General features: G+C 38.7%; 18 protein-coding genes. 7 read left to right on the top strand and 11 right to left on the bottom strand.

Annotated elements, in window-relative coordinates:
* The first annotated feature begins 9 nt into the window (after positions 1-9).
* Positions 10-2235 carry a hypothetical protein gene (locus R2800_12355; GenBank protein MEZ5017840.1) on the top strand — a complete coding sequence of 742 codons (2226 nt, stop codon included), beginning with the start codon at positions 10-12 and terminating at the stop codon, positions 2233-2235.
* Here R2800_12355 and R2800_12350 read toward each other — a convergent pair.
* From R2800_12350 to R2800_12335, 4 genes are read right to left on the bottom strand one after another with little or no spacing between them, the layout of a single operon-like run.
* Positions 2218-3147, bottom strand: a complete 930-nt coding sequence (locus R2800_12350) for a hypothetical protein (GenBank protein MEZ5017839.1) — start codon at positions 3145-3147, stop codon at positions 2218-2220. The genes R2800_12355 and R2800_12350 overlap by 18 nt on opposite strands.
* Positions 3135-4613 carry a histidine ammonia-lyase gene (gene hutH, locus R2800_12345; GenBank protein MEZ5017838.1) on the bottom strand — a complete coding sequence of 493 codons (1479 nt, stop codon included), beginning with the start codon at positions 4611-4613 and terminating at the stop codon, positions 3135-3137. Before hutH ends, R2800_12350 begins: the two co-directional genes overlap by 13 nt.
* A gap of 41 nt (positions 4614-4654) precedes the next feature.
* Positions 4655-5173 carry a thioredoxin family protein gene (locus tag R2800_12340; protein MEZ5017837.1) on the bottom strand — a complete coding sequence of 173 codons (519 nt, stop codon included), beginning with the start codon at positions 5171-5173 and terminating at the stop codon, positions 4655-4657.
* 3 nt (positions 5174-5176) lie between these two features.
* A complete protein-coding gene (locus tag R2800_12335; GenBank protein MEZ5017836.1) occupies positions 5177-5635 on the bottom strand; it encodes a MerR family transcriptional regulator in 459 nt (152 codons plus the stop codon).
* A gap of 116 nt (positions 5636-5751) precedes the next feature.
* On the opposite strand from R2800_12335, the gene mqnC reads away from it, so the two are divergent.
* Both mqnC and R2800_12325 read left to right on the top strand, forming a co-directional pair.
* Positions 5752-6876 carry a cyclic dehypoxanthinyl futalosine synthase gene (gene mqnC / locus R2800_12330; protein MEZ5017835.1) on the top strand — a complete coding sequence of 375 codons (1125 nt, stop codon included), beginning with the start codon at positions 5752-5754 and terminating at the stop codon, positions 6874-6876.
* A gap of 26 nt (positions 6877-6902) precedes the next feature.
* The gene (locus tag R2800_12325) at positions 6903-7664 is read left to right on the top strand and encodes a TSUP family transporter (protein MEZ5017834.1); all 762 of its coding nucleotides are present in this window, start codon (positions 6903-6905) and stop codon (positions 7662-7664) included.
* Here the strand turns inward: R2800_12325 and R2800_12320 are convergent.
* The 3 genes from R2800_12320 to R2800_12310 form a co-directional block, all read right to left on the bottom strand.
* Positions 7651-8811 carry a methionine aminotransferase gene (locus tag R2800_12320; protein ID MEZ5017833.1) on the bottom strand — a complete coding sequence of 387 codons (1161 nt, stop codon included), beginning with the start codon at positions 8809-8811 and terminating at the stop codon, positions 7651-7653. The genes R2800_12325 and R2800_12320 overlap by 14 nt on opposite strands.
* Positions 8808-9893: a mannose-1-phosphate guanylyltransferase gene (locus R2800_12315; GenBank protein MEZ5017832.1), complete on the bottom strand. Its 1086-nt coding sequence runs from the start codon at positions 9891-9893 to the stop codon at positions 8808-8810. Before R2800_12315 ends, R2800_12320 begins: the two co-directional genes overlap by 4 nt.
* A 102-nt stretch (positions 9894-9995) precedes the next feature.
* A complete protein-coding gene (locus R2800_12310) occupies positions 9996-10586 on the bottom strand; it encodes a NifU family protein (GenBank protein ID MEZ5017831.1) in 591 nt (196 codons plus the stop codon).
* A 200-nt stretch (positions 10587-10786) separates the two neighbouring features.
* Here R2800_12310 and R2800_12305 point away from each other — a divergent pair, with 200 nt between their 5' ends.
* Positions 10787-10978 carry a hypothetical protein gene (locus tag R2800_12305; protein ID MEZ5017830.1) on the top strand — a complete coding sequence of 64 codons (192 nt, stop codon included), beginning with the start codon at positions 10787-10789 and terminating at the stop codon, positions 10976-10978.
* 46 nt (positions 10979-11024) lie between these two features.
* Positions 11025-11405 carry a hypothetical protein gene (locus R2800_12300; GenBank protein MEZ5017829.1) on the top strand — a complete coding sequence of 127 codons (381 nt, stop codon included), beginning with the start codon at positions 11025-11027 and terminating at the stop codon, positions 11403-11405.
* 86 nt (positions 11406-11491) lie between these two features.
* Here the strand turns inward: R2800_12300 and R2800_12295 are convergent, their stop codons facing one another.
* The 3 genes from R2800_12295 to R2800_12285 all read right to left on the bottom strand — a co-directional run bounded on the left by R2800_12295 (position 11492) and on the right by R2800_12285 (position 13557).
* A complete protein-coding gene (locus R2800_12295) occupies positions 11492-11818 on the bottom strand; it encodes an iron-sulfur cluster assembly accessory protein (protein ID MEZ5017828.1) in 327 nt (108 codons plus the stop codon).
* 70 nt (positions 11819-11888) lie between these two features.
* The gene (iscU, locus tag R2800_12290; GenBank protein MEZ5017827.1) at positions 11889-12305 is read right to left on the bottom strand and encodes a Fe-S cluster assembly scaffold IscU; all 417 of its coding nucleotides are present in this window, start codon (positions 12303-12305) and stop codon (positions 11889-11891) included.
* A 31-nt stretch (positions 12306-12336) separates the two neighbouring features.
* Positions 12337-13557, bottom strand: coding sequence for an IscS subfamily cysteine desulfurase (locus R2800_12285; GenBank protein ID MEZ5017826.1), 1221 nt, complete (start codon positions 13555-13557; stop codon positions 12337-12339).
* Positions 13558-13672: 115 nt separating this feature from the next.
* Here R2800_12285 and mce point away from each other — a divergent pair, with 115 nt between their 5' ends.
* Positions 13673-14074, top strand: coding sequence for a methylmalonyl-CoA epimerase (gene mce, locus R2800_12280; GenBank protein ID MEZ5017825.1), 402 nt, complete (start codon positions 13673-13675; stop codon positions 14072-14074).
* Here the strand turns inward: mce and R2800_12275 are convergent.
* Positions 14071-14916 (bottom strand): hypothetical protein, encoded by an 846-nt coding sequence (locus tag R2800_12275; protein ID MEZ5017824.1) that lies wholly within the window; start codon positions 14914-14916, stop codon positions 14071-14073. The genes mce and R2800_12275 overlap by 4 nt on opposite strands.
* Before the next feature lie 221 nt (positions 14917-15137).
* On the opposite strand from R2800_12275, the gene R2800_12270 reads away from it, so the two are divergent.
* Positions 15138-16058, top strand: coding sequence for a nucleotidyltransferase domain-containing protein (locus R2800_12270; GenBank protein ID MEZ5017823.1), 921 nt, complete (start codon positions 15138-15140; stop codon positions 16056-16058).
* Positions 16059-16060: the final 2 nt, after the last annotated feature.

Here is a 16060-nt window from a genome sequence, read left to right as displayed (position 1 = left end):
TTACTTTTTATGCGCGAAAAACTCAAAGCAATATATAGATTCTTGCCGGTGCAGTTATTACTACTGCATTTTCGTAAGTATCAATTATTGCTCGTTTTTTGGGTAGCCTTGTTCTCCATTATTACCGGAGGCTTAGCCTCTTCTTTCGGAGCAGCAACGATCTTCCTTACACCTGAATATTTAGGCGAAACCAGCTTTCTGAGTATGGCACTTATGGGTGGTGCAGTAGGTGTATTTATCATGGCTTGGCATATTACTACCTTTATTATCCATAGTCACCGTATACCTTTTATGGGAGCTATACGATATTCGTTCATCAAATACTGCATCAACAATTCATTTCTCCCTTTATCTTTTCTCATAGCCTATTCTGTTATAGGTATTAGGTTTTTGATCAAAAATGAAGAGGCTTCATTTTCAGATATATTAATATATCAGCTGGGCTTTTACTTAGGCCTCGCTATAATTATCATTATCTCTTTTGCTTACTTCTTTCGTGTAAGTAGAGATCTATTAAAAACTGTTCTTTCTCGATTTACCAATCCCGGAAGAATAAAGGAGATCATACCTTATGATAGCCTCGACTACGAAATGGATATCATCCGTGCAGATAGTTTTCTAAGTGGTGGGCTTGCTATTAAAAAATTGGCAGAAGTAGAACGATACCATCCTAGACTACTCAATACAGTCCTTAGAAAGCACCACCGAAATGCTATTACCGCCACCATATTTGCTATAACTACGCTACTGCTGTTTGGCATATTTATGGAAAATCCGAAATTTAGAGTACCCGCAAGCGCCAGCTTTCTATTGCTCTTTTCCATCATCATGGGCATGGTGGGTTCTATGAAATACTTTTTAAGAAGCTGGGAGGTACTGGGCTGGATAATGATAACAGTGCTTATTTCCCTAATGGTAAAACAAGGCATGTTCGATTTGCGTAGTAGGGCATATGGACTAGACTACACCACCAAAACCGAAGCGATACCTACCTACAATTATAATAGCTTAAAGAAGGCATTTTCTACCGAAAAGTACGAGCAAGACCGTAACAAAGAATTCAACCGACTGAACAATTGGAAGGCAAACGGAGCGAAAAAAGACAAACGCACTTTAGTGGTCATTAGTGTAAGTGGCGGTGGTTCTCGTTCTGCATACTGGACGTTTAAAACGCTACAACATATTGACAGCCTCAGCAGAGGGCAGCTTTTCAATAATACGGTTTTACTTACAGGAGCATCAGGCGGGATGATAGGCGCTGCCTATTGGAGAGAGCTGCATAGTGCTTATATAGCAGGAAAAATAAATTCTGTTTACAACACCAGATATCAAGATAATATTGGCAGTGATCTATTGAACGCTATTGTATTTTCCTTTGCCAGTGTAGATCTCATTTCACCCTTTAATAAAATATCTCTTGCAGGCTACTCTTATACCAAAGATAGAGGCTATGCTATGGAGCAAGAGATGATCCACAATACAGAAGGGGTACTCGACACCAAGCTGGGCAACTATAAAACCAATGAAGCAAAAGGACTAATACCCATGATGATCGTGAATGGTACTATCATCAACGATGGCAGAAAGCTAATGATGGGTGCACAACCTATTAGTTACCTCACCCATTCAGAGCATGCACACAAAAACAGTAAAAACCCGCCTATTGATGCTGTAGATTTTGCTACCTTTTTTCAAAATAGAAATCCTTATAACCTAAGGCTTACCAGCGCCTTAAGAATGAACGCTACTTTCCCGTTAATACTACCTGTTGTAAAACTACCTTCCGAACCCAGAATGAATATTATGGATATAGGACTAAGAGACAACTTTGGGGTAGAGTTGATCAGCAGGTATCTATATACCATGCGAGACTGGATCAATGAAAATGTCGACAATGTGGTTTACCTACAAATACGCGATACCAAGGACTATGAAATATTTCCGCCATCGTCTATGAAAACTTTAGGTAGCATGATAATAGACCCTGTGTTTGCTATACAAAACAAATGGGAGCCTTTTCAATCCTATCAGCAGGAATATGTAAAAGATTATGCCCCTAACTTTCTAAAAAGCAAACTACACTATGTAACGCTACAATATATCCCTGAGAAAAAAAGCAATATGGCGGCACTCAACTTTCACTTAACCACAAGAGAGCGTAAAGACATATTGAACAGTATCAACCACCCTAACAATCAAAAAGCGGTAGATGATATTTTAAAGCTGCTTCAGTAAATGCTCCCAGTCAGGGATTACTGGCATCCACTTCTTATTTACCAAATGATCTTTATGGCTTCTATACTCTAGGTAGTTGGTACGTATTTGCATCTCTGCAGGTATTTGTACCAGTTGGCTATACTGTATCAGCTCATCCCAAGTAGCGTTATTGAAGTGGGCTAAGAAAGAGGCTAACAGCAATCGTAAACTTTTAAAGTTCCAATAATGAAGAATGTATGCGCCTGTTGTTTTTACATCTTGCTGCTGCTGAAAGAAATAGGAGAACGCAAATTGCTCTACTATATGCTTAGGGTATTTTTTATGTAAATGATCAGTGAAGGACAATACCTCTTCTAATACCACAGTACCTATTTTAAAACCAAGAACACCAGCGTTCCACATCTCTGTATCTAGCGATACCTTTATTTTCTTGTCTCCTACTTTTACTTCAGGTTTCTTAGTCAGGTATTTCTTCAACTTTTTTATTACTACACTACGCTCACTCTCTATAGCTCCTTCCATCACATGCATGTATCTTTTCCCTTGGGCTATACCATCAAACACAGTACTTATCGATTTTAAGAATGTGACATCTGTATCCAAGTATAAAACATTCCCTTCCCTCTCTTTTGTAAAATCTCTTAGCACTTCAATTTTCACACGGTGAACAAAATCTATTTCACCGCGCCATTGTGCTAATAATGATTTATCTATCGTTCTGTAATGCAGTGGCAACCAACAGTCTTTTAACGCTTCAAAACGTTCAGGACGATCCGTATATATCCATATCTCTAAGTTGGCTAAGTCTTCTTTTTTATGAAAACTAGAGAAGGTAATTAAGGAAAAGATGCACTCATCAAAAATTTCCTTACTACCATAACACTGGTAAACGATGTAAGACTTAGGAGGGAAGCTCATTATCGGATCCATTTTTCAGGGTCAGTATCTAAGAACCTTTCTGCCTTGATCATATCATCATGTAGCAGTCTATCCTCAGCCATAAAACTTACTTCTTTTCTAAAGTCAGCATATAGCTTCTCAATGATAGGTGATGATTTTTTAGGACGACGCATGTCTAAGGCTTGCATAGCGGTTAGCAATTCTACCCCTAATACACGCTGTACATTCTGTATTACTTTATACATTTTAGTAGCAGCATTGGCACCCATACTCACATGGTCTTCCTGTCCGTTACTACTGATTATACTATCTGCCGATGCGGGTGTACACAATTGTTTGTTTTGGCTTACAATAGCTGCCGCCGCATACTGGGCTATCATAAAGCCGCTATTAAGACCTGCCTTCGGTGCTAAGAATGGAGGTAAGTTTCTCTGTCCACTAACTAGTAGGTACATTCTTCGTTCCGAAATATTAGCCAACTCAGACATGGCAATTGCCAAAAAGTCCAAATTCAATGCCAATGGCTGCCCGTGGAAGTTACCACCGCTATAGATGGCATCTTCATCATGAAACACGATAGGATTATCCGTTACAGAATTGATCTCGGTATCTACTATTGCTGCTACATTGTCTATTACATCTTTTGTAGCTCCATGCACTTGTGGCATACACCTGAAAGAGTAAGGGTCTTGCACCTGCTCTTTTGGTAGTGCTTGAATTTCGCTATCGGCTAATAATGCCAATAGGTCCTTTGCTGTATTTATCTGCCCGTTATGAGGTCTTACTCTATGTATCGGATGGTTAAACGGTTCGCTCTTGGCCATGAAGGCATCTGCAGACACAGCACCTATCAGGTCTGCCCATGCTGATAGTTTTTTGGCTTGCACTAAACACCATACTGCATAACTACTCATGAACTGAGTACCGTTCAACAACGCCAACCCTTCTTTTGCAGTAAGTGGCAAAGGTGCTAAACCATTTTCTTGCAGCACATCCATAGCTGGTCTTACTTCCCCCTTATACCTTACTTTTCCTGCACCAAATATCGGTAACGATAAATGTGCAAGTGGTGCTAAGTCTCCTGAAGCACCTAAAGAACCCAGCTGGAAAACAACGGGATGAATTTTTAGATTATAAAACTCAATAAGGCGCTCTACTAATACGGTACGTACACCACTATAACCTTGACTTAAGCCATGTACTTTCAATAATAGCATCAACCTTACTACATCCTCAGGCACTTCATCTCCCATGCCTGCGGCATGTGAGCGTACTAGGTTTTCTTGTAATTGAGCTAATTCATTATCCTCAATACGCACATTGCACAATGAGCCAAACCCTGTATTGATACCATAAAAGGTTTTGCCACTTGCCAATATATTGTCTAGGTATGCTCTATTTGTATTTATTCTGCTTGCTGCCTCCTTCGATAGCTCAAGCTGGTCAACGTCTAACGTTCTAAGTATATCAATGGAAATATGTTCTGGTAATTCCATATTAGTATTATGTTTTATAGCTATTGTTAAAAAGGGAAGGATCAACCCTCTTTGTGCTTCTTTATTATGTCTTTCAAGTCTGCTTCCAGACTAACTTTTGCTGTTTCTACAACCCTTCCTACTTCTTTACCTTTATTGAAAAGTATAACTGTAGGTACATTTTCTACTTTATATTTTTCGTGCTCGTCAAGATATCCTTGCTTGTTCAAGTCCAGTCCATACATTTTGTACTGGCTCATAGGATATTGTGTAATGCGTAACAGCTTGTATATCTGCGGTAGCATCTTATGAGAGTCCTCACACCAAGTTCCCATCAATACCACAATATTATAGTCTTTCAGATGGCGCTCCAGATAGGTTACCGATGCTCTGTCAGGATTATAATGGCCTACTCCAGTACGCAACCAAGTGAAAGCCTGCTCGCTACTTAGATCCTTAAAGGTACATTCACCTCTATACACTATATCTCCCGTCTCATTATCAACGGTAACATCCAAATTATATTGACCTGACGCTTGCATAGTTATCATTACAGCTAGTGCTACTAATAATCTTTTCATATTCTATAAACGTTTCTTTATCTGAACCAGCTTGTTTCTTAGTTGCTGCAATGATTCTTTAAGTTCAATGTGTTCTGTACCAATTTTTTTCTTCGATTTCAGCCTGCCCTTGGCACCATTGATGGTGTACCCCTTTTCTTTTACTAAATAGTAGATGGTTTGTATCTCTCGCACTTGGTCGGGAGTATATAAACGGTCGCCCTTTCTGGTCGTACGCACTTTCAGCGCAAACTCTTTGGTCCAAAAACGAATATTGGAGGTACGTACTTTGAACAGTTTGGCCACCTCTCCTATGGTATAATATTGCTTATCCCCAGCCCAGCCTTCTAGAATATTTGTTTTAGCCTCTTGCTGGGGTACCTCCTCTTCAACTACTTTCTTTTTTGCAGCAGGCTTCTTGGCAGCTGGTTTTTTCTCCGGCACCACTTCCTCTCCAAAAAGTGTAAGAATCTTCATTTCCATACATCGGCAAAGTAAATAAAAAAAGCTACAATACTACTTATTGATATAGCTATAAAAAGCTATGCCAGGCGATTGTTTTACGTTAATTTTGTAGAACATTTTAGAATAATAAGACGATGGTATTATCCCAACTTTACGAGAGAGCGTTACAATTTGACTTTTTAACTGCTGAAGAAGGTGTTTTTTTATTTGAAAACGCACCGTTGACCGAGTTGATGTATCTGGCAAATGAGCTCAGAAAAAAGCAAGTACCGCACAACAAAGTAACTTGGATAATAGACCGTAATATGAACACTACCAATGTTTGTATTGCCAATTGTAAGTTTTGCAATTTCTACCGCATACCCGGGCACGAAGAGGCCTACATTACTGACATAGAAACCTATAAAGTAAAAATTGAAGAGACCTTCCGCTACGGTGGCGAGCAGTTGCTACTACAAGGAGGCCATCACCCTGAGCTAGGATTGGACTATTATACCGACCTTTTCAAACAACTAAAGAAGTTATATCCTACGCTTAAACTACATGCTTTAGGACCGCCCGAAGTAGCTCATATATGCAAAGTGTCAGGAGTAAATTATACTACAGCTCTTACCGCGCTTAAAGAAGCGGGCATGGATAGTATGCCGGGGCCAGGTGCAGAAATATTGAACGACAGGGTACGCAGACTTATATCCAAGGGAAAATGCGGCGCTCAAGAGTGGCTGGATATTATGCACGAAGCACATAAAGTAGGTCTTACTACCAGTGCAACCATGATGTTCGGACATGTAGAAACTGTTTTAGAACGTTTTGAGCACCTTGTAAAACTAAGAGAGGTACAAGCGAAGAAACCTGAAGATGCCAAAGGCTTCATTGCCTTTATACCTTGGACGTTCCAAGATGTAGATACCATGCTAAAACGCATAAGAGGCACTAAAAACCTCACTACCGCAGAGGAATATATTAGAATGATAGCTTTGAGCCGTATCATGCTACCAAACATCAAAAACATACAAGCTTCTTGGTTAACTGTTGGTAAGGATGTTGCTCAAATGTGCTTACACGCCGGTGCTAACGATTTTGGTTCTATCATGATCGAAGAAAATGTTGTTAGTGCGGCGGGTGCTCCTCACAGGTTTACTTATAAAGGCATACAAGATGCTATCAATGAAGCTGGCTTCCAAGCCCAGCTTAGAAATCAACAATACGAATTCCGTCAGTTGCCGGAAAATATTGAAGAGCAAACTATTACTTACTAATTAGCGGGTAATATGTATTTTGGGTAATGCTCATAGCATTATCCATATTTGCATTTCTGGCAGGTTTTGTTGAGGCGGTAGTTGGCGGCGGTGGCTTGATTCAACTACCTGCTATGTTTCTACTCATGCCTGAGTTGAGCTTATTACAAACATTGGCTACCAATAAAACAGCTAACTTTTTAGGCACAACGGTATCTGCCGTGCAATACAAGAAGAAAACTAACATCAGTTTAAAGTTTCTGCTCCCCATAATCATCTCTGCTTTTATCAGCTCTTTTTGCGGAGCATTGCTGGTAAGCTATTTCGAGAAAGAAAACTTTGTACCCATACTCATAGTAGTACTTATCGGTATGCTACTTTATACTGTTTTCAAGAAAGAATTGGGAAAGACAGAACAGCTTAAAAAGCTTAGCAAAACACAGCATTACTTTTATACTATTACCATTGGTAGTGTTATAGGCTTGTACGATGGGCTTATCGGTCCCGGCACAGGAAGCTTCCTCGTTTTTGCATTCATTCTACTATTCGGGAAAAACTTTTTACAAGCATCAGGCCATGCAAAGATCATTAATGTAGTGACCAACATTGCTGCCTTAAGTTTTTTCATAATAAGGGGGGCAGTAATATGGTCGGTAGCTTTACCATTAGCACTCGCCAATATGTTAGGCAATTACATAGGGTCTCACCTGGCTATAAAAAAGGGGAGTGCATTTGTGCGGGTCTTCTTTATTATTACGGTATTGGCGCTTATTGCCAAACTAGTGTACGAGTATATTATTTTGCAATAGCTAGCAATGGTTTCAGCTTTTCTATTGCTGCTTGTAGTGTCTCTTCCTTTTTAGCAAAGCAGAAACGAATGATCTTATCGTCTTGTTTATTCTTATAAAAAGCACTTACGGGTATGGTAGCCACACCATAGTTTTCTGTTAGCCATTGTGCAAACTCCATATCTCCCTTATCGCTTATTTGCTCATACGATACTGTTTGAAAATAACTTCCTCCCGATGGTGCGTGTACGGTAAAAGGTGTCTCTTTGAGCAGATTGAGGAAATAGTCTCTTTTAGACTGCATAATGCCTGTTACGTTTGGCAAAACAGGCTGTGTCAAATACTGCGCTATGGCATATTGGGACGGAGTGTTTACAGAAAAGCATAAGAACTGATGCAGGCTTCTAAAAGCATTCGTCAGCACCTTGGGCGCAACCACATAGCCCATTTTCCAACCCGTATTATTAAATACCTTACCAAAAGAATAGATAGCAAAACTTCTTGCTTTCAGTTCTGCATGGTGCATTACAGTATAGTGTGGTTTATTGTCAAAGCTTAATTGCTCATATACTTCATCCGACAGGATTATGATATCGGTATCCCTTACTACTTCTGCCAGCTTATCCCAGTCTTCCTTTTGCCATGTGGCGCCTGTAGGGTTGTGTGGCGTGTTTACGATTATAGCTTTGGTCTTAGCCGTTATGGCAGCCTTTACCCTGTCCCAATCTACAGTGAATGTTGGTGCTGTAAGTGGAACGGTAATCACTTCTCCACCGCAAGATTCTATATTAGGAATATAACTATCATAAGCAGGCTCTAGTACTATGACCTGATCCCCTTTTTCGATTATTGCAGCAAAGACGGTATAGATACCATAAGTAGCGCCGGGCGTTACAGTAATTTCTGTATCAGGATCAACAGTAAGCTGATAACGTTTTTTCAGGTCACCTGCTATTGCTTCGCGCAGCATGGGCAAACCTGCCATAGGTGCATATTGATTGTAGCCCGACTGTACCGCCTTGTACATCAAAGCACCTAATTGCTCATCGATAGGAAAATCGGGGAAGCCCTGAGATAAATTGATAGCATTATGCTTTGCCGCCAAAGCACTCATTACACTGAAAATATTTGTTCCCGTAACTGAATGTTTTGGCTGCAGTTTTATCATAGATATTTGTCTCCTTTATTTCTTTTTATCTCGGCTACGTATTCTTTTATTTGTTGCTCTCTGTTACGCTCGCATATAAGCAGTACATCATCGGTATCAACTATTATACAGTTTTCCAAGCCCTGCACTACTACCAGCTTATCCTTGGGTGCTTTTATCATACACTCTGTTGCATCTACTATCATCACATTGTTACCATGTACCGCATTACCCAGATAGTCTTTTTCAGAGTTTTCATAAGCAGACTCCCAAGTACCCAAATCGCACCAACCAAAATAAGATGGGATAACATATACATTCTTTGCTTTCTCCATAATACCATAGTCTATAGAGATATTGGTGCATTGAGAATATAATTCACTCAACACCGCATATTCACTCGGCGTATTGTAAGCATCAGTAGCTTGTAGAAAAACCTCGTTCATTTCAGGCATCAGCTTTTCTAAGGCTTCCATGATGGTTTTTACATTCCATACAAATATGCCGGAGTTCCACAAGAAGTCTCCACTCTTCAAGAATGTTCTTGCCAATTCTAAAGATGGCTTTTCTGTAAATGTTTTTACCTTATATACTTTATCTATCGATTCCTCCTCGTCATATTGTATATAACCATATCCCGTATCAGGGCGTGTAGGTTTTATACCCAATGTTAGCAATGCTTTATTCTTCGATACAAACTCCAACGCATCTGCTGCAGTTTGTTCAAAAGCACGCTCATCCATTATTAAGTGGTCGGCAGGAGATAAGATGATATTAGCATCAGGATTGAGCGACATCATCTTATGTGCAAAATATGCCGCACAAGGTGCTGTGTTTTTCCTAGAAGGTTCGCTAATGATATTAGCATCGCTTACCTCAGGTATTTGCTCCTTTAAAGTATCAATATAGGTGGCGTTGGTAATAAAATATATATTCTCCTGCGGACATATATTTTTAAACCTTTGGTAAGTCCACTGTATCAGCGACTTTCCTGTACCTAGTATATCAATAAATTGTTTTGGATGGGCTGTTCTACTGATCGGCCAAAAACGACTACCGATACCGCCCGCCATTATCGCGACGTAATTATTCTTATTGCTCATTGATTATCTGAATGTGCTAAAATTAGTACAAATAGCCTATTAAATAAAAAGAGTGGCCATTTTAAAGCCACTCTTTTAAAAAACTTAAGTTATTGATAAACTTTATTCCGCTTCAGCAACTACTTCTTTCACTTCTGGTATCATACGCTTCATCATCCCCTCAATACCCGCTTTCAATGTGATCATTGAAGATGGGCAACCAGAACAAGAACCTTGCATAGATAAAGTAACTACTCCGCTATCATAGCCCTTAAACCCTATAGCACCGCCGTCCATCTCTACTGCTGGCTTCACATAGTTCTCCAATAGTTCTTTTATACGCTTTACGATATCACTGTCGTCTGCACTTATTGTATTTGCCGACTCTTTCTCAACTATTTGGTCTTCGTTGATAACCACTTTACCTTCTTCCAAGTAGTTTTTCAAAAAATCACGTACTGATGGTATTACATCTTCCCATTGTGTTTCTGAAGTTTTTGTTAGTGTAACAAAGTTGCTTGCGATAAACACGCTACGGATAAACGGGAAAGCAAAAAGCTCTTTTGCTAATGGAGACGGCGCTGCACTAGCCTCATCAGGTATATCTAAGCTTTTACCAGGATATAGCAGTTTGTTCGCCACAAACTTCATTGTTTCCGGGTTAGGCGTCATTTCTGTATATATGCTCACTATTGTGTTTCCTGTCTTCAACATATGTATTCTTATTTAGCTACAAAAGTACTTAATATATTAGGTCTGCGCTAATCAATTCAGCAAATAAGGATATAATTACTGTCTAAGCAATGTATAAACAACACTTATAACATAGATAGCATATATAACCTATCAACAATACCTATTTGCCAAAGCGCTCTCTTTCCCTTATACTATTGATGTACTAACGATTACATATTATGAAAACTATAAGAATACTATTATTAGGAACATTTATTGTGGGTATGGGGCTTAGTTTTAATAGCTGTAGCAACGTTAGAGAAACAGATAAAGCTGACCTATCTGCAGCACAAAATGAACCTATGAGAGACCGTTACAAAAATGTGGAAAGGGATAATACTCCCGGACACCAAAACAGGGAATTACATTAATAAAAACACGACTACGAAGATTTTTTTAACCAGATTAAAATAAGATATGATGAAAAGAATAATGATTGCAGTATTGGGAATTATGTTTTTGACTAGTAGTGCTTTTGCACAAGACAAGAAGAATATTAAGGTTAAATATTATAAACACACGGACAGAACTCTTGCCTCTAATGAGGTTACTGAAGATAACTATACTATTATTACTGCCTACAATAAGCATGTGATTCTTACCAGCGACAAAAAGAATCCAAGAATTAATATCCAATACGATAAGCCAGGCGAGGCGTATAGTGGGGAAGAAGTAATGTATAATGATGGTGTAGAAGCTAATATGGATAGAAACATCAACTATCTAAATAGTGCTACCAAACTACCTCCTTTAAATGGACGTATTGGTTTTAGAAATGGTAATACATTCTTTCACTAAAGATCATTCAACACAAGATATAACTATATAAAAAGGGCGGTGAATATTCACCGCCCTTTTTATTTGATGCTTTATTAATAAACTATTTATACTGCAAAGCTTTCCCCACATCCACAACTTCTACTAGCATTAGGGTTACTAAAATGGAACCCTTTCCCGTTCAATCCATCAGAAAATTCTAATGTTGTATCACACAAGTACAAGAAACTTTTTAGGTCAGTCACCAGTTTCACACCATTATCCTCAAAAACCTGATCGTTGGGTTGTTCTTCATTGTCAAAGTCTAACTTATAAGACAACCCTGAACAGCCACCGCCAACTACGCCTACCCTTAAAAAGTAACTATCGTCAAGCTCGGCATTAGCCTTAAGCTCGCGTACTTTTTCTTTAGCCTTATCACTAATATATATCATAATCACTTGATTTTCACGTAAATGAACATCCCTTCAATTACGGAATCATATAGCCTTACTTATCGTTATACTAATGTTTATTACCTTCTAATTCCAACTCTGGCAAGCCATTCTTAACACGATAGTCGTTAATAGCAGCCTTGATAGCATCTTCTGCCAATACAGAGCAGTGGATCTTTACCGGTGGTAAGTTCAGTTCCTCAACAATATCCATATTGTCTATAGCCAATGCTTCATCTACAGATTTTCCTTTAAGCCACTCTGTAGCCAAAGAAGAAGAAGCAATTGCTGAGCCACAACCAAATGTTTTGAACTTAGCATCTTTTATCTTGCCCGTTTCATCGTCTACTTCTATTTGTAAACGCATTACGTCACCACACTCTGGTGCACCTACCAAACCTGTACCTACTTGGCTTTTACTTTTGTCAAGCGTACCTACGTTTTTAGGATTTTGATAATGATCGATTACTTTATCTGAATATGCCATTTTAAATGTCTTTAGTGTGTTTAATAAATAATTAGTGGTGCGCCCATTCTATTGTATCAAGGTCAATACCTTCCTTATACATTTCCCAAAGCGGACTCATTTCACGCAATTTCAACACCGTTTCCGATATTGCTTTTATTGTATAGTCTATCTGCTCGTCTGTAGTGAAACGGCCCAAGCCAAAACGTAATGAACTATGCGCTAGGTCATCTCCCAAGCCCAAAGCTTTCAATACATAAGAAGGCTCTAGAGAAGCTGACGTACAAGCCGAACCACTTGATAATGCGATGTTCTTATTGAAACCCATCATCAAACCTTCTCCTTCTACATATTTGAAAGAGATATTAGATACATGTGGTAATCTATGCTCCGCACTACCATTTACATAAGCTTCTTCCAGTTGTAAAAGACCTGCCTCCAATCTATCTCTCATGGCACTAAGGCGTTTAGCCTCACTTTCCATCTCATTCATGCATATTTCGCAAGCCTTACCAAAACCTACGATACCAGGTACGTTCATAGTACCGCTACGCATACCACGCTCGTGGCCACCGCCATCCATTTGAGAGGTTACCTTTACACGAGGGTTTTTACGACGCACATATAATGCGCCAACACCTTTAGGACCGTACATTTTATGTGCACTAAATGCCATTAGATCTATACCATCTGCTTGTACATCCACAGGTATTTTACCTACCGCTTGTGTTGCATCAGTAAAGAAAAGCACCCCATGCTTGCGTGCTATAGCACTTATTTCTTTTATTGGTTGCACAACACCTATCTCATTATTACCATACATAATAGAGATAAGGATCGTTTTATCTGTAATTGCTTTTTCAAGTGCCTCAAGGTCTACAAGACCATTCTCTTGCACCGGAAGGTATGTAACATTACCTCCCATCTTCTCCACATGCTTACAAGTATCTAATACAGCTTTGTGCTCAGTAGTACATGTGATGATATGATCCCCTTTTGAAGCATACATCTCAAATACACCCTTTATAGCAAGGTTATCTGCTTCTGTAGCACCAGAAGTAAATATTATCTCTTTAGATGACGCGTTGATCAGTTTAGCAACTTGCTCACGTGCATAGTCTACAGCTTCTTCAGCTACCCATCCAAAAGAGTGGCTACGGCTAGCAGCGTTACCAAATTTTTCATAGAAAAACGGCACCATTTCGTCTACCACTCTTGGGTCGCAAGGTGTGGTAGCATTATTATCCAAGTATATTGGCAATTTCAATTCCATATTCGCTTTATTCAATACTTATTTTTGCAACTACAAAGTTACGTCAATTGTACTACTTTAGGGCATTTTATGCATTGTAGCTTTATATAACGCTATTTGTAAAACTTATTAGAAAATGAACAAAATTGAGCATTTAGGCATAGCGGTGAAAGATCTGAAGGTTTCCATACCGCTTTTTGAGGCACTTTTGAATACAAACTGCTATAAAACCGAGGAAGTAGCCAGTGAAGGGGTTAGTACGGCCTTTTTTAAAACCGGAGCATCGAAAATAGAACTCTTAGAAGCCACTAACGAGCAGAGCCCAATTTTTAAATATTTAGAAAAAAAGGGGGAGGGTATACACCATATAGCTTTTGACGTGACCGATATAGAGGCTGAAATGAAAAGACTGGCAGCAGAAGGCTTCACCATACTCAACGAAACACCCAAAAAAGGTGCCGATAATAAACTTGTTTGCTTTTTACATCCCAAAACCACCAATGGCGTGCTCATAGAGCTTTGCCAGGAGATCAGCTAGGACTTGTTGCCTAATTTATAAGCGGGAATGAGCAGATAAACTAATATTAAATACACCACAAAACCTAGTAAAGTACCTACAGCTAATATTAGTGACGGCGCCTTGGTCTTAGGGAGTGGTACAACTATATCATCTATTATTTTCAGATTGGTAGGCATTGCCGTTTTGGCTTCCAGTGCCTGCTTCTTTTTAAATAAAGAATAAGAAAATTCGTAAGCACCTCCTAAATCTGACTGCTCTTTTTTTGCACTTTTCAATGCATTTTCTTGGTTCATCTGCCTTTTCAAAGTGTCAAGCATAGCCAATTGTGCATCTATAAACTTGATCTCCGATTCTGTTTCCTGTATTCTTAATGCCTTTTTCTCCTTCAAATAACTATTCCCGTTTTCTAGAAAATCAAGAATACCTTGCTGAATGTCAGACACATATTGCGCATCTGTAAACTCCAACTCTACAACAAAAGGAATTTTATCGGTATTTAGATCCTTATCCAAATCGTCGCCGAGAATATTTTTACCCTGTATCTTTTCTATAGATCTTATAGCCTCGTCTGAAACTCCTAGCAACTCCTTAAGTTTTGCATCATCTCCTTTTTGTACCAACGCATCTAGTTTTGCCAGTCTATCACCATATATCTTCCTTACCAGCTCCTCATATATTACCGTAAACGATGTAGTATAAACACCAGATGACTGGTAATTATAAATAAACAAACCGCCTGTAACAGCACCTATACAAACAAGCAGCAAAATGAAATTTTTTCTAATGCCTGATAAAAAACCATGTATCAGCACCAACACTTTATGGTATAAATTACCGGTCGTCTCTTTTGAATCTAGCATACTATATATATGTAAGAAAGGATAAAAGTAATACCTATTATAGACTTTTTAGCAAGAAATTGTTCTAATGAGATTTTAAGTTCCTGAATACAAACCTTTATTAGTTTTGTCATGTCTTAAGCGATGACCCTTCATTTTTTAAGACTAGCCGTTACATTACCTGATTTACTTGCTTATAAATTACCTATCGTAATTTATCAGGATTTAATTGCCCAAATTCCATGCAAGTAGCAAATAGAAATAAAGAGTTAGAAAGTAGGGTATTGAGTACCCTACAGTATTTTCATGTATTTACACATCCGCTATTTGTTGATGATATTTATCGGTATTTATCAGAAACAGTAAGTATAGGTGAGCTGAACAATGTTTTGGATGATATGGAAAAACGCCATGTTATCTATAAACATAAAGATATGTATATGCTGGTCAACAATCCTGCACTGACCGACAAGCGAATAAAAGGGGAAGCTATAGCCCAAAAAAGGCTACAAAAAGCTAAACTGTCTACTAAAATAATCGCGCAATTCCCTTTTGTGAGTAGCATATGTATCTCCGGTTCCCTGTCAAAAGGTTATGCTGATGATAATTCAGATATTGATTTTTTCATCATCACAAAGGCAAAGCGGCTATGGATATGCCGAACCACATTGCACCTATTTAAAAAATTGACATTCCTTTTCGGTAAGCAGCATTCCTTCTGTATGAATTATTTTATAGATGAGTCTTACTTAGAATTGGAAGAGCAAAATAAGTTTACGGCTACAGAGCTGGTGACGCTTATTCCCGTATACAACAGAGCTACTTTTGAGATTTTAGAAAAGAAGAATAGTGCCTGGGTAAAAGAGCTGCTACCCAACGCCTCTTGGAATGAAAATAAAACGGTACCTGATAATAAGAGTTTTATAAAGGCTTTTGCTGAGTTTATGTTCAATATTTTATGGCCAGAACAACTCAACAGCTTTTTAATGAAACTCACCGATAGAAGATGGCGTAAAAAATGGATGAAAAGAAACTATCCTATGGCAGAGTATGACCTAGCCATGAAAACAAAATGGTATGTATCGAAACACCACCCTAGCAACAATCAAAAAAAGGTATTGGAAGTGCAAATTAACCGCGCTGATATACAGACTGCTCATTAGTA

Origin of the sequence: Flavipsychrobacter sp., from assembly GCA_041392855.1 — a bacterium.
Taxonomy (GTDB): Bacteria; Bacteroidota; Bacteroidia; order Chitinophagales; family Chitinophagaceae; genus UBA5543.
The sequence above is the reverse complement of the archived record's forward strand: the minus strand, read 5'-3'. Positions and strand labels throughout refer to the sequence as shown.

Coding starts and splice junctions, on each gene's coding strand:
- R2800_12355 (MEZ5017840.1), top strand. CDS start 10: ATGCGCGAAAAACTCAAAGCAATATATAGATTCTTGCCGGTGCAGTTA.
- R2800_12350 (MEZ5017839.1), bottom strand. CDS start 3,147: ATGGATCCGATAATGAGCTTCCCTCCTAAGTCTTACATCGTTTACCAG.
- hutH (MEZ5017838.1), bottom strand. CDS start 4,613: ATGGAATTACCAGAACATATTTCCATTGATATACTTAGAACGTTAGAC.
- R2800_12340 (MEZ5017837.1), bottom strand. CDS start 5,173: ATGAAAAGATTATTAGTAGCACTAGCTGTAATGATAACTATGCAAGCG.
- R2800_12335 (MEZ5017836.1), bottom strand. CDS start 5,635: ATGGAAATGAAGATTCTTACACTTTTTGGAGAGGAAGTGGTGCCGGAG.
- mqnC (MEZ5017835.1), top strand. CDS start 5,752: ATGGTATTATCCCAACTTTACGAGAGAGCGTTACAATTTGACTTTTTA.
- R2800_12325 (MEZ5017834.1), top strand. CDS start 6,903: ATGCTCATAGCATTATCCATATTTGCATTTCTGGCAGGTTTTGTTGAG.
- R2800_12320 (MEZ5017833.1), bottom strand. CDS start 8,811: ATGATAAAACTGCAGCCAAAACATTCAGTTACGGGAACAAATATTTTC.
- R2800_12315 (MEZ5017832.1), bottom strand. CDS start 9,893: ATGAGCAATAAGAATAATTACGTCGCGATAATGGCGGGCGGTATCGGT.
- R2800_12310 (MEZ5017831.1), bottom strand. CDS start 10,586: ATGTTGAAGACAGGAAACACAATAGTGAGCATATATACAGAAATGACG.
- R2800_12305 (MEZ5017830.1), top strand. CDS start 10,787: ATGAAAACTATAAGAATACTATTATTAGGAACATTTATTGTGGGTATG.
- R2800_12300 (MEZ5017829.1), top strand. CDS start 11,025: ATGATGAAAAGAATAATGATTGCAGTATTGGGAATTATGTTTTTGACT.
- R2800_12295 (MEZ5017828.1), bottom strand. CDS start 11,818: ATGATATATATTAGTGATAAGGCTAAAGAAAAAGTACGCGAGCTTAAG.
- iscU (MEZ5017827.1), bottom strand. CDS start 12,305: ATGGCATATTCAGATAAAGTAATCGATCATTATCAAAATCCTAAAAAC.
- R2800_12285 (MEZ5017826.1), bottom strand. CDS start 13,557: ATGGAATTGAAATTGCCAATATACTTGGATAATAATGCTACCACACCT.
- mce (MEZ5017825.1), top strand. CDS start 13,673: ATGAACAAAATTGAGCATTTAGGCATAGCGGTGAAAGATCTGAAGGTT.
- R2800_12275 (MEZ5017824.1), bottom strand. CDS start 14,916: ATGCTAGATTCAAAAGAGACGACCGGTAATTTATACCATAAAGTGTTG.
- R2800_12270 (MEZ5017823.1), top strand. CDS start 15,138: ATGCAAGTAGCAAATAGAAATAAAGAGTTAGAAAGTAGGGTATTGAGT.